Genomic DNA, 13,306 nt, shown 5'->3' with positions numbered 1-13,306 from the left:
AGCGGGTCGGGGTCGGGACTACCGGACGAGGCCGAGGACGACGATTCCGAGTGCGAAGGCGAGCACCCCCGCGAGCAGTCCGACGAACCCGCCGCCACCGTAGAGCAGCGTGAGCACCCCCGCGGCTCCGAGGCCGAACGGGAGCGACCCGGCGAGGAGCGCCGCGCCGAACCGCGACGCGTCGCCGTCGCGCCAGAGGGCGATTCCGAGGGGGAGCGACCCCGCGAGCGCGGCGACGATTCCGACCCCGACGGCGAGCACGGGGAACACGAACATCCCCTGTGGCGGCGACGCGGAGACGAGGGCGACGACGGTGACACCGAGGGCGCCACAGGCGACGCCGAGAGTGGTCACCGCCGCGCCGACGGCACCCACGAAGCCGTCGCCGCGCAGGTGCGTCCGCCAGAGCGCGACGACCCCGGCGGCGAGCGTCCAGAGGCTCGACGCGCCGAGGGCGAGGAGCGCGACCCGGACGGTCGCCGACGGGTCGGGGACGAGCGCGAACGTCGCCCACACCGCGGCGAACAGTCCGACGCTCCCCGCCGTGAGGAGCGTCAGGAGGGTTCCCGGCCGGCTACCCGTCGCCGAGGACGGGTCGTCGGCGGTCGGCTGGCGGGTGAGGGGCGAAGCGTCGGTGGCGGTCACGGTGAACACGATTCTCGCGAATCCCGGGTCGATACGTTCGCTCAGGGCATAAGGAGGCGCTCCGAAGTCGGTGGGGCCGTGGTCCGCTCAGGCCTGGTTCACGTCGAACCCCTGCGTGAGTTCGTTGTGCTTCCGTTCGAGGAAGGAGTAGACGGCGCCGTGGGGCGCCCCGTCGAGGAGCATCCCGACGGCGCGGCGGACGACCTCGACCTCCTCGGGGGAGCCGATGATGCCCAGCGTCGTGCCGTAGATGACGACCTCGGCGCCCGACAGCTCCTCCATCAGCTCGCGAGTGCGCCCGTTCTCGCCGATGAGGCGGCCCTTGTGTCGCTGCAGGTCGTTCTTGTTGCGCGATGCCTCGTCGATGTCGATGAGCTCGAACATCCGCATCTCGCCGTCGAGCAGCGAGAGGGCCGACTCGGGCGAGAACCCCCGCCCGATGGCCTGGACGATGTCCGGTGCGACCATCCCGGAGACGGGGTCGCCGACGGCGTCGATGGCGACCGACCCCGTCTCGGAGTCGATGTCGAGGCGGACATCGGCCCGGTCCTCGATGGCACGCATGGTCTCGCCACCGTCACCGATGAGGACACCGATGCGGTCCTGCGGAACCTTCACGTGTTGCATTATAGGTCCGAATACCCGTCCGAGCGGTTTAAGCGATTCCCCTGTGTGCCGGTTCGGGGGGCGTGAGCGTGTCTCAGAGGTGGTTCGGTTTCGTGTCGTGGCCGGGGAAATCGGGTCTGTCGAGGCGCGTAGAGGCGTCTCGTGAGGGGACAGCGTCGCGAGAGGACGGCAATGTAAAAGGACAGCACCGACCCGCGATAGCCGGGACGCTTCGAGCCTCCAACCGTCTCCGTCGCTCCCGCACTTCGTTCACTCGCTCAGTCGCCCCTCACACGCACGGCGGCCGAGGGAGGGCCGCCTGCGTGCGCCGCCACACCGTAGATTCGCCGTCTCGGCGCGCCGGCGCCGGCCCTCGCGTCCGACGGAACCCCGCTCCTCGCAACCCCGCTCCTCGCCGAGGCGGTCGGCTAAGTACCTGTGTCAGCGAGGAGTCGACCGCGCACGACCGCTACACGTTGAATCCGACACCTCACGTTCTCCCATCCACGATGAAACGGCGTCAGATACTGGCGGGGGTCGGAGCGGTGACGGGACTGGGGGTCGCCGGAGTGGTCGGCTGGGAACTGTTCGCCCCCGAGCGGTCGACGATGGTCGCGGAGGCGGCAGGTCCGACCGGGATGGCCCTGAAACGGGGGGTGTTCGTCGGGAAGGCGAATCACCGGGTCTCGGGAACCGTGACCCTCTACGAGGACGGCGAGGGGGTCGCCCTCCGGTTCGAGGAGTACGAACAGACGCAGGGGCCGGACGTGTTCGTCTACCTGACGCCGGCGCCCGACCCGGACACGACGAGCGAGGTCGACGCCGGGGTGAAGATACTCGTCGACGGCGGGGCCGACGGGGGCGAGAGTACCAAGGAGGGGACGTTCACCCAGCGGCTTCCCGCCGGCGTCGACCCGTCCGAGTACATGGGCGTGAGTATCTGGTGCGACCGGTTCGCCGTCCCCTTCGGCGCGGCGACGCTGACTCCGGTCTGAGCCGGTGTGTCCGGTCTGAACCGGTGTGTCGCCGGCCGACGACGGAGTCGCGGCGCTACTCCGCCTCGCCGCCGTCCGCTTCCGCCCCCGTCGCCGCCTCGCCGACGCTGTCGACGTGGACGGACTCCCACTCGTGGTCCGCGTGGGCGCCCTCGCGTTCCTTCGCGCTCGGGGCGACCCGGATGAACTCGGCCTTCTCGCGGGCCTCGGCGATGGTGTGGCCCCCACAGTACGAGAGGCCGGACTGGATGCCGGCGGCGAACTCGGCGACCACGTCGGCGACGGGACCCTTGTACGGCGTCATCCCCTCGACGCCCTCGTCGGCGCGGACGTTCTCGGCCTTATCCGAGCGTTCCCGTGCGGCGGCGGTCGTCGCCATCCCGCGGGAGGCCTTGTAGCGGACGCCCTCGACCTCGAGTATCTCGCCCGGGGCCTCCTCACAGCCGGCGAACAGTCGGCCCATCATCACGGCGTCCGCGCCCGCGACGAGCGCCTTCACCGCGTCGCCGGAGGTGCGGATGCCGCCGTCCGCGACCGTCGTCACACCGTGCTCGTGGGCGGCCTCGGCACAGTCGTCGACGGCGGTGAGCTGTGGCACGCCCGCGCCGGCGACCTTCCGGGTCGTGCAGTGCGAGCCGGGGCCGATGCCGACCTTCACGCAGTCGGCGCCGGCCGCGGCGAGGTCGGCGACGCCCGCCTTCGTGGCGACGTTGCCGGCGACGAGGTCGGTGTCGGGGAAGGCGTCGCGGATGGCCGCGACGGCGTCGAGCGTGCGCTCCATGTGGCCGTGGGCGACGTCGACGACGAGGACGTCGACGCCGGCGTCGACGACGGCTTCGGCCCGGTCGAGATAATCCTCGTTGATGCCGACCGCGGCGGCGACCTGCTCGCCCGCTCCGACGACCTCGCGGACGGCCGCCGCCTGCTCCTCGACGGTCAGAAAGCGATGGAGCGTCCCGAGCCCGCCCGCCGCCGAGAGCGCCGTCGCCATCTCCGCCTCGGTGACGGTGTCCATCGCGGCGCTCAACAGTGGCGTCTCCAACTCGACGGACGGCGTCAGCCGCGTCGAGAGGTCCACGTCGCTCCGGCTGTCGACCGGCGAGCGCTGTGGCACCAGCAGCACGTCCCCGTAGGACAGGCCGGTTCTGAGGTTCTCCATACCGCCACAACGGTAGTGGATGGCGGGTGATGAACGCACCGGTTTCTACGCTCCGACCGCCCTCAGGAGAGCGGGTCGTGTCGCAGACGCCGGCGTTCGTCCTCGCGCAGTCGGTACGACGCGACCGCCTCGCGAAGCTCGTCGCGGCCGTCCGCTGGTCGGCGCTCCCGGTGGGCTTCGAGGAAGTCCGAAATCCGGTCGGCCGCGTAGGTCTTCAACTCCCCCGAGAGGAGGTCGCCGGCGCGGTACTCGCGGGCGAGGCGCTCCAGCACCGCGTCGTCCGTCTCGAAGAAGGCGTACAGAAGCTGGTAGGCCACGTCGACCTCGGGGTTCCCGCCCAGTTCCCGGTGGGCCTCCAAGTCGTCCTGTCCGCCGGAGAAGGCGTGTCGCTGTACCTTCTCGTGGACCGTCTCGCGGTCGTCGGAGAGGAGAATCCCCGGGACGTCCTCGCTCGAACTCATCTTCCCGCCACCGCCGCCGAGCCGGGGGAGGAACTTCGAGAGCAGCGCGCCGGGCTTCTCCACGTCGAAGCGCGCCTTCGCGGCGAGGTCTCGACACACCCGAACGTGCGGGTCCTGGTCGACCGCCACGGGCACCGCCGTCGGGTGGGCGCCGTGGACCAACTGGGGCAGGAGAAGGTGCGTCGCCTGCATCGCCGGGTAGAAGCCGACGCCGACGTTCGCCGGGTCGCCGTAGACCGCCTCGACCGTCGCGGGCGTCAACCCCTTCGCCAACCTGACTGCGGTCGGGTACAGCGCGTCGGCGTCGGCAGTGTCGACGACGATACGGGTCAACTCGGGGTCGAAGCCGACCGCGAGCAGGTCCCGCAGGTTGTCGCGGAGGTGCGTCGCCGTCTCGTCGAGCGTGAGGTCCTTCAGCAGGTGTTTCTCGTCGTCCGAGAGCGGGATGTAGACGCGCGCGCCGAACTCGTCCTGCAGGTGCTTCGCGAAGTAGAACTGCGAGAGGTGGCCGACGTGCATCGGTCCGGAGGGGCCGATACCGGTGACCACCGACACCTCCTCGCCGGCCGCGGCGGCGTCGAGAAAGCGGTCCACGTCGCGCCCGGCGAAGATTCGCTCCCGGCGCAGGAGCCGGTGTGGCGGGGCGGAGAACCGGGCGACCTGCTCGGGCGTGAGTCGGTCGGCGCCGAATCGGTCGAGGAGGCGGTTGTAGTCCACCTCGCCCTCGATATCGTAGGGGGTGACGGTGAAGTCGTCCGTGGGGTCCGTAGCTGCGTTCTCGGTGTGCTCGGGTGGTGCTGTCGTCGTGTCGTCGTGATTCTGCATCAGTGTCGAGTTAGCTGCGTCGCTGGCGCTCGTCGGTCGGTTCGAGGAACGGAGCGAGTGAGCGCCCGGCGCGTCGGCGTCGGGTTAGGCCGCGGCGACGACGGCGACGGGACTGTCCGCTCCGGAGGCGTGCGAGCGCCAGCGCCAGGGAGCGGACTGCATCTCTATCCTTCTGATTTTCCGGACGGCGTATGAGGGTTTCGGCGAGGGTTCGAGGGTTTCGGATGTTCGGACCGCTCGGTTCCGAGAGGTGGTTACGTCCCTCGGAAGGGGCCCCACCCATGCCGGGTGGTCGGGTATCGCCGTTCCCGTGCGAGCCCGATGCGTCAGCCACCGGCTCACGCCGGCTGTTCCGCGCCGGTCGGGTACCGGGACTCGGCGATGGCGAACGTCAGCGTGCTCAGGACGCCGAGCAGTGTGCCGACGACGAGCGCCACGGCGAGGTCGGTGAGCGAGAACGGCCAGACGCCGGCGACCGCGGCAAGGTCCAGTCCGGGGTAGAGGAAACTGGAGAGGAAGAACCCCGAGACGGCGAACAGGACGACCGCGATGGCGGCCACGTAGAACGGCGCGTTGAGGTAGCGCCACTTGAAGCGGTCCGCGAGGTACTCGTCGGTCACCTGCCCCAGACTCGACGTGACGCCGGCGGCGGCGAACCACTGGACGGCGCCGTGGACGACCGCCGCGAGGACCGCCGCAGGCGGGAGCGCCCCGTCGACCGCGTCGCCGACGGCGTCGAGCGTCTCCACGCCCTGTACGCCGCCGACCACGAGCAGCGCGGCGGCGACGATGTAGGTGATGAGCGTCACCCGGCCGGCGTAGAGGACGTTCCGCAGGTGGGTGACGGCGTCGTCGACGACGCGCTCCAGGCCCAGCCCGCGAAAGAGGGTGTACAGGCCGAGCAGGGCCGAGGTGAGTCCGAGCACCGTCGCACCGCCGACGCCGAAGATACCGGCGATGACGACGAACGGGTACACCAGGAGCAGGATGCCGAGCGGGACGAGGATGGTGCCTCTCGTCTCCGGGTCGGCGAGCACCTGCTTGATGGTGTAGTACATCGACTCCAGGTCCTGTGCCTGCCGGACGACCACCCGACGGACGCCGTCGATGGGCACCCGCGAGCGGATGACCGGGAGGACGGACTCGTCCTGTGCGCCGTCGGTGATGACGATGGCGCGGACGTTCTCGCCCGTCGACAGCGAGGCGAGCACGGTGTCGACCTCCTCGCCGACGGCGCGGTTGGCCTTCACGTCGCTGCCGTTAGTGCCGGTGACGGCCGCGACCTCGACCTCCTCGCCGCCCTCGCTGGACAGTTCGTCGTACGCGTGAACCCCCTGAAAGAGCACGTTCACGTCCGAGTCCTCGGGGTCGACGGTCGCGAGAGCGACGGCGGCCGACTCGACCTCGTCCCGACCGACGACGGGGGTGCGCCGCCCCGTCTTGCGGCCGAGGTCGTCGTCGAGGTCGACACAGAGGACCAGCAGCATCTGGCGGTGCTTGGACGGCGGGCTATATTTGCTTTCGGGAGCGGACCGGGGATGCGACCGAGGGACGGGAGCGTGGTCGGGCGGCTACGCCCCGTGTTCGAGCGCTTCGGCGAGGGCGAGCATCGCCCCGCTGCCGTCGAGTACTCTGGGATGGGCACCGACGGCGACGACGAAGTCCTCGCCGGCCCGAGCCACGTCGGTGACGTAGAGGTAGATTTCGACGGCGACCTGCCCGTCGACGAGCACCGCCTCCGCGGTGTAGCGTGTCACGGTCCGCTCCTCGCCGAGTATCGGCACCTGATACGTCCGGTCTCGACTCACGTTCCGGACGCTCTCGTAGCGGTCGTCGACCCTCGCGGCGACCTCGTCGGTCGACATCTCGCCGAGCGGGTTGAACGTCTCCCAGAGGAAGCGGACCTGCGGCGAGGAGACGACGGTGAACACGCCCGCCCGGTATCGGCCGAGGGCGCCGAGGTCGAGCGCCCGGTCGTAGGACGTGACGACGTTCGTGACCCGGACCTCGCGGGTGACCCCGGCGACGGTGTACTCGCGGGTGACGACCTCCTCGGCGCGGTCGTAGCGCTCGTAGCCGGTGTTGTCGAGGGTCGCGCTCGCGACGCCCGCCGGCGCGGCCTCGAAGGCGACGTCGCCGCCGGTGACGACCCGGCCGGAACAGCCGGCGAGGCCGGTCGCGAGCGCGAGGCCGCAGGCACCGAGGAGCGTCCGCCTGGTCGTGGGACGGGACGCGGCACGGTCGTGTGATGACATGGGTGAGAGAAGGTGGCGGAACCGGAAATACCAGTCGCCGTGGGGGTCGCGGGTCGACGCCCGGCGCAGGTGACCGGCCGTCGGCACCGACGGAACGCACGCTTTTTCCCGCTCGACGGGCAATCCGGGTGTAACGAATGATTTCGAAGGGCTGTGAACAGTGCGCCAAGGGGGGCAAGATGGTGCTGTTCGTCTACGGCTACTGCGACGAGCGGGACTGTTTCTACTGCCCGCTCGGGGAGAACCGCAAGAACGTCACCGACGTGTACGCCAACGAGCGCCTCGTCGAGGAGGACGAGGACATCATCCGCGAGGCCAAGCGCATGGACGCACTCGGCACCTCCATCACCGGGGGAGAGCCACAGGAGGCGATGGACAAGACGTGTCGGTACCTTTCGCTGCTCAAAGAGGAGTTCGGCGAGGACCACCACACCCACCTCTACACCGGCATCACCGGCGGCCGCGAGAACATGCGCCGCCTCTCGGAGGCCGGCCTCGACGAGATTCGGTTCCACCCGCCGCTCGAACTCTGGGGCGACATGCACGGCACCGAGTGGGAGGAGATTCTCTACATCGCTCGCGAGGAGGGGCTGACTCCCGCCTTCGAGATTCCGGGCATCCGGCCCGAACCCGAGTTCCTCGACTTTCTCGACGAGGGTGCCGCCGACTTCTGTAACATCAACGAGTTCGAGATGAGCGACGGCAACTACCGCCGGATGCAGGAGGAGGGGTTCGAACTCAAAGAGGGCCACATGAGCGCCGTCGAGGGCTCCCGCGACGCCATCCTCGAGACGATGGGCGACCACGACCGTGTCTACTTCTGTACGAGCGTGTTCAAGGACGCCGCCCAGCACCGCCGCCGCCTCAAACGCATGGCCCGCAACATCCGCCGGGAGTTCGACGAGATAACCGACGACGGCACCATCGTCTACGGGAAGACCTGGGTGACCGAACAGCGCCTGGACGACCTCGGCGTTCCCGAGGAGTTCTACACCGTCAAGTCGGAGCACGTCGAAATCGCCTGGTGGCTGCTGGAGGAGATGGTCGGCGACGGCGACGTGGAGGAGGGCGAAATCGTCGAGCAGTACCCGACCGTCGACGGGACCGTGGTCGAGCGCACGCCGCTGGCCTGATTTTTCGGGCTCTTTTGGGGTGTTCGAGGTTCGCTGATACCGAGCAACTGCTCTGGCGCGTGCCGCCGCGGCTCTGTCCGCGGCGCGGTCACGCGAGGGATGAGCGAGTGACCGGAGGGAACGAGCGAATCGGCTGGGGAGGGTGTGGCGCGGTGCTGTGGGTGGGACTTCGAAAGGGGCCGTGGGCTGAACGAAGCACGGCGACGCAAGCACTACAGCGACCGAACAAAGTGAGGGAGCAAAGCGCGCAGCGAGCCGCGCGAGTCAGCCTGCGGGGGCTTCCGTGAGTAGTCGCTACGGGCTTACGGCAATAGCGACTCACGAAAGCCCCACTCATGCCGGTTCCTCGGCCGAGCGCCGTCCCCTCCGCGCGACAAGAAACGAACCGCCGAAGCACGAAACCCACACCAGTTAACCACACACCCACCGACACTCCCACCCAGAGCCCATGCCCGTCGAACTCACCGAACACGACCCCAGAAACGAAAACCTCCTCGACTTCCGAAGCGACACCGTCACCACCCCGAGCGACGCGATGCGCGAGGCCGCCGCGAACGCCGAAGTCGGCGACGACGTGAAGCGCGAGGACCCGACGGTCAACGAACTCGAAGCGCGCGCGGCCGACCTCATGGGGAAGGAGGCCGGCCTCTACGTCCCCAGCGGGACGATGGGCAACCAGATCGCCGCCCGCGTCCACACCGAGCGCGGCGAGGAGGCCATCGTCGACACCGAGGGCCACGTCTACAAGTGGGAAGTCGGCGGCCTCGCACAGCTCTCCGAACTGCAGGTTCGCCCCCTCGACTACGGCCCCGAGGCGGTGCCGACGCCCGAACAGGTCCGCGAGACCGTCACCGAATCCGCGCTCCACGTCGCCGGCACCGGCCTGCTCTGTCTGGAGAACAGCCACAACAGCCGCGGCGGCGTCGCCGTCGCGCCAGAAGCAGTCGACGCCGCGGCGGAGGTCGCCCACGACCACGACGTGCCGGTCCACCTCGACGGCGCCCGCGTCTGCAACGCGGCGGTCGCACAGGACGTCGACCCGGCCCGATTGGTCGACTCCGTCGACACCGTGATGTTCTGTCTCTCGAAGGGGCTCGGCGCGCCGGTCGGGTCGATGCTCGTCGGCCCCGAGGAGTTCGTCGAGGAAGCCCGCCGCACGCGCAAACTGCTGGGTGGCGGGATGCGTCAGGCCGGGATGATTGCGGCGCCGGGGCTACTCGCCCTGGAGAACGTCGACCGCCTCGCCGAGGACCACGCGAACGCCGGGCGACTCGCCGAAGGGCTCGACGCACTGACCGGGCTCTCGGTCCCCGAACCGGACACGAACATCGTCCTCGTCGACACGGCCGGCGTCGACGTGCCAGCCGACGAGTTCGTCGCGGCCTGCGCCGAGCGCGACGTGGGCGCGTCGACGTTCGGCGCCTACACCGTCCGGTTCTGCACCCACCTCGACGTGGACGAGGCGGACGTGGAGACGGCAATCGACCGGGTCGGGCCGGTCGTCTCCGAGATGGCGTAGACCGGCCGAGGTCGGCACTCCGAGCGAGACGAAGCGAACAGCCGGCATCGGTTTCTCCCCGCCACCGCCCGCACGACGACGTGCCGGACGGCCGCTCCCGTCGCGCGGTTCGGACTACGTGACGGGACGAGGTGGTTCCGGTCTCGTACTTGAACCTCCGGGGCCGCCGCCGACTCAGCCGTTCAGCACGAGGAATCGGTAGTTCAGCAGGGCGGCGAAACAGACCCAGGCGAGGTACGGGACGAGCAACAACGCGGCCCGACGGTCGACCCTGGCGAACGCGACGATGGTGAGCGCGAGGACGACCGCGAGGGCGACGATGACGGCCAGGCCGGCGAGCAACTGCTGGGCGGCGAAGAACGTCGGCGTCCACGCGAGATTGAGCGCGAACTGGGCGACGAAGGCGACGAGCGCGGTCCGTCGTGCCGACGACGCCGGCGCCGACCAGACGAGCCACAGCGCGACCCCCGAGAGCGTGAACAGCGTCGTCCAGACGATTCCGAACGTCGCGGGCGGCGGGTAGAGCGCCGGTTTCTCCAGGCTGGCGAACCACGCCGAGTCGGGACCGGCCAGCAGGGCCGGCGCGGCGCCGACGAGGTTGACGAGGACGACGAAGCCGAGCGCCGTCAGCAGGTCGCGGACGGGCGGAGTCCGTCGGGACAGTGAGAGGTCCATGCGCGATAGACGACCGGCGAAACCGTGAGGGTTTCCCGTCGAGTCACGGGGGCCCGTCGCCCGCTCAAACCCCGGAAACCCGCCGGTCGGAGGCTTGCGGAACTGTTTTACCCCGCCGTCGGCGACAGTAGAAGCAATGAGCGACCTCGAATCGGAGTACCGTCTCGAGTACTTCGAGACGAACGACTTCGTCCGACGGGAGTGTACGTCGTGTGGGGCGCACTTCTGGACGCGCGACCACGACCGGGAGCTCTGCGGGGAGCCCCCCTGCGAGGACTACAGCTTCATCGACGACCCCGGCTTCGACGAGCCGTATACGATGGAGGAGATGCGCGAGGCGTTCCTCTCCTTCTTCGAGGAACACGGCCACGAACGCATCGACCCCTACCCCGTCGCCGCCAACCGCTGGCGCGACGACGTACTGCTGACGCAGGCGTCCATCTACGACTTCCAGCCGCTGGTCACCTCCGGCGAGACGCCGCCGCCGGCGAACCCCCTCTGTATCTCCCAGCCCTGCATCCGGATGCAGGACATCGACAACGTCGGGAAGACCGGCCGGCACACGATGGCCTTCGAGATGATGGCCCACCACGCGTTCAACGCCCGCGAGGAGGTCGGCGACGAGTACGCCTACTCCGGCGAGGTGTACTGGAAGGACGAGACCGTCGAACTCTGTGACACCCTGTTCGAGTCGATGGGCGCCGACATCTCCGAGATTACGTACATCGAGGACCCGTGGGTGGGCGGCGGCAACGCCGGCCCCGCCATCGAGGTCATCTACAAGGGCGCCGAACTCGCGACGCTCGTCTTCATGTCGATGGAACAGGACGACGACGGCGAGTACGAACTCAAAGACGGCAACCGCTACTCGCCGATGGACACGTACATCGTCGACACCGGCTACGGCCTGGAGCGGTGGACGTGGATGAGTCAGGGGACGCCGACGGTGTACGAGGCCGTCTACCCCGAGATGATCGATTTCCTCAAGGAGAACGCCGGCATCGACCTCACGGCGGACGAGGAGGAACTCGTCCACCGCGCCGCCAAACTGGCCGGCCACATGGACATCGACGAGGCCGAGGACATGCTCACGGCGAGAGGGGAGATAGCCGAGCGCCTCGACGTCGACCGCGACGAACTCGAAGCCCTCGTGACGCCGCTCGAGGACATCTACGCCATCGCCGACCACTGCCGCGCGCTGGCGTACATGTTCGGCGACGGCATCGTCCCCTCGAACGTCGGCACCGGCTACCTCGCCCGGATGGTGCTGCGCCGGACGAAACGCCTCGTCGACGGCGTCGGCGTCGACGCCCCGCTCGACGAGCTCGTCGACATGCAAGCTCGAAGACTGGGCTACGAGAACCGCGACGGCATCCGCGACATCGTCCGCACCGAGGAGGCGAAGTACCGCGAGACGCTCGAACGGGGTTCCCGCCGCGTCAGTCAGCTCGCCGAGGAGTACGCCGAGCGCGGCGATTCCATCCCGGTCTCCGAACTCCTCGAGCTGTACGACTCCCACGGCATCCAGCCGGACATGGTCCGGGAGATCGCCGCGGACGCCGGCGCGTCGGTGGAGATTCCCGACGACTTCTACGGGCAGGTCGCCGCCCGCCACGACACCGACACCGCAGCGCGGAAGGCCCAGGAGGAGCGCCACGACGAGCGCCTCGCGGACCTCCCCGCCACGGAGCGCCTCTACTACGAGGACCAGGAGCGCACGGAGTTCGAGGCGGTCGTCCTCGACGTGTTCGAGCGCGAGGACGGCTACGACGTCGTGCTCGACCAGACGATGTTCTACCCCGAGGGCGGCGGCCAGCCCGCCGACCACGGCGTCATCATCGCCGACGACGTGACCGCCGAGGTGACCGACGTCCAACTCCACGACGACGTCATCCTCCATCGAACCGACGAGGACCCCGGGAAGGGCGAGTTCGTCCGCGGCCAGCTGGACGCCGAGCGCCGCCGTTCCCTGATGCGTCACCACACCGCCACCCACCTCGTCGGCTTCGCCGCCCGCGAGGTGCTCGGCGACCACGTCCGGCAGGCCGGCGCCCAGAAGGGCGTCGACAGCTCCCGCTTCGACGTGACCCACTACGAGCGCATCACGCGCGAGGAGGTCAAGGAGATAGAGCGCGTCGCCAACGAACTCGTGATGGACAACATCGCGGTCAAGCAGGAGTGGCCAGACCGCCACGAGGCCGAGGAGAAACACGGCTTCGACCTCTACCAGGGAGGGATTCCGCCGGGCGAGAAGATACGGCTCATCCAGGTCGCCGAGGACGTGCAGGCCTGCGGTGGCACGCACGTCCGCCGGACGGGGGACATCGGCGCGGTCAAGATACTCACCACCGAACCGGTGCAGGACGGCGTCGAGCGCATCGTGTTCGCCGCCGGCGACGCCGCGGTTCGCGCCACCCAGCGCACGGAGGACGCCCTCTACGAGGCCGCCGAGACGCTCGACGTGAGCCCGCAGGAGGTGCCCGACACGGCCGCCCGCTTCTTCCGCGAGTGGAAGGAGCGCGGCAAGACCGTCGACCGCCTGAAGAGCGAACTCGCCGAGGTGCGCGCCAAAGCCGGCGCCGACGAGATAGAGGTCGAGGGAACCGCCGTCGTCGTCCAGCGCCTCGACGCCGACTCCGACGAACTCCGCGCCACCGCAAACGCCCTCGTCACGGAGGGAAAGGTCGCCGTCCTCGGCTCCACGGCCGGCGGGAGCGCCCAGTTCGTCGTCGGCGTCCCCGACGACGTGCCCATCAACGCCGGCGAGGTCGTCAGCGAACTCGCCGCGAAGGTCGGCGGCGGCGGCGGCGGTCCGCCGGACTTCGCACAGGGCGGCGGTCCCGACACGGACGCGCTCGACGAGGCGCTGGAGGAGGCGCCGGACGTGCTGCGAGAAGTGTTGAAGGCCTGAAGCGCCAGCACACGGCGGACCGACGGGCGGTCCGCCTCGTGCCGGCGCGGAAGTGTTGAAGGCCTGAGTCGGTCGCGTCGCGAGCGCCTCTGGCGCGAGTACACGCCACCGCGGAAGTGAAG

General features: G+C 69.5%; 11 protein-coding genes. 4 read left to right on the top strand and 7 right to left on the bottom strand.

Annotation, left to right across the window (positions count from 1 at the left end):
* Positions 1-18: 18 nt before the first annotated feature.
* Positions 19-645, bottom strand: a complete 627-nt coding sequence (locus tag N5095_RS06095) for a hypothetical protein (RefSeq protein WP_267621859.1) — start codon at positions 643-645, stop codon at positions 19-21.
* 87 nt (positions 646-732) lie between these two features.
* On the bottom strand, positions 733-1,272 hold the full coding sequence (locus tag N5095_RS06090) for a KH domain-containing protein (RefSeq protein ID WP_267621858.1): 540 nt from the start codon (positions 1,270-1,272) through the stop codon (positions 733-735).
* A gap of 488 nt (positions 1,273-1,760) precedes the next feature.
* Between N5095_RS06090 and N5095_RS06085 the strand changes: the two genes are divergently transcribed.
* Positions 1,761-2,246 (top strand): DM13 domain-containing protein, encoded by a 486-nt coding sequence (locus N5095_RS06085; RefSeq protein ID WP_267621857.1) that lies wholly within the window; start codon positions 1,761-1,763, stop codon positions 2,244-2,246.
* Between the two features lie 55 nt (positions 2,247-2,301).
* Here the strand turns inward: N5095_RS06085 and N5095_RS06080 are convergent, their stop codons facing one another.
* The 4 genes from N5095_RS06080 to N5095_RS06065 form a co-directional block, all read right to left on the bottom strand.
* Entirely contained in the window at positions 2,302-3,405 is a 1,104-nt protein-coding gene (locus N5095_RS06080) for a guanosine monophosphate reductase (protein WP_267621856.1), read from the bottom strand.
* A 62-nt stretch (positions 3,406-3,467) separates the two neighbouring features.
* Positions 3,468-4,691, bottom strand: coding sequence for a tryptophan--tRNA ligase (locus N5095_RS06075; protein ID WP_267621855.1), 1,224 nt, complete (start codon positions 4,689-4,691; stop codon positions 3,468-3,470).
* Positions 4,692-5,029: 338 nt separating this feature from the next.
* Positions 5,030-6,178 carry a DUF373 family protein gene (locus N5095_RS06070; protein WP_267621854.1) on the bottom strand — a complete coding sequence of 383 codons (1,149 nt, stop codon included), beginning with the start codon at positions 6,176-6,178 and terminating at the stop codon, positions 5,030-5,032.
* A gap of 84 nt (positions 6,179-6,262) precedes the next feature.
* The gene (locus N5095_RS06065) at positions 6,263-6,946 is read right to left on the bottom strand and encodes a DUF6517 family protein (protein ID WP_267621853.1); all 684 of its coding nucleotides are present in this window, start codon (positions 6,944-6,946) and stop codon (positions 6,263-6,265) included.
* A gap of 137 nt (positions 6,947-7,083) precedes the next feature.
* On the opposite strand from N5095_RS06065, the gene N5095_RS06060 reads away from it, so the two are divergent.
* Positions 7,084-8,079, top strand: coding sequence for a radical SAM protein (locus tag N5095_RS06060; RefSeq protein WP_267621852.1), 996 nt, complete (start codon positions 7,084-7,086; stop codon positions 8,077-8,079).
* Between the two features lie 448 nt (positions 8,080-8,527).
* Positions 8,528-9,598, top strand: a complete 1,071-nt coding sequence (locus tag N5095_RS06055; RefSeq protein WP_267621851.1) for a threonine aldolase family protein — start codon at positions 8,528-8,530, stop codon at positions 9,596-9,598.
* Positions 9,599-9,772: 174 nt separating this feature from the next.
* Here the strand turns inward: N5095_RS06055 and N5095_RS06050 are convergent, their stop codons facing one another.
* The gene (locus N5095_RS06050) at positions 9,773-10,273 is read right to left on the bottom strand and encodes a TspO/MBR family protein (protein WP_267621850.1); all 501 of its coding nucleotides are present in this window, start codon (positions 10,271-10,273) and stop codon (positions 9,773-9,775) included.
* Positions 10,274-10,409: 136 nt separating this feature from the next.
* On the opposite strand from N5095_RS06050, the gene alaS reads away from it, so the two are divergent.
* Positions 10,410-13,184 carry an alanine--tRNA ligase gene (gene alaS, locus N5095_RS06045; protein WP_267621849.1) on the top strand — a complete coding sequence of 925 codons (2,775 nt, stop codon included), beginning with the start codon at positions 10,410-10,412 and terminating at the stop codon, positions 13,182-13,184.
* Positions 13,185-13,306 lie beyond the last annotated feature (122 nt).

It is taken from the genome of Halobium salinum, from assembly GCF_026586625.1.
GTDB lineage: Archaea > Halobacteriota > Halobacteria > Halobacteriales > Haloferacaceae > Halobium > Halobium salinum.
Note: the sequence above shows the minus strand (reverse complement) of the source record. Positions and strands in the feature narration are given on the sequence as shown.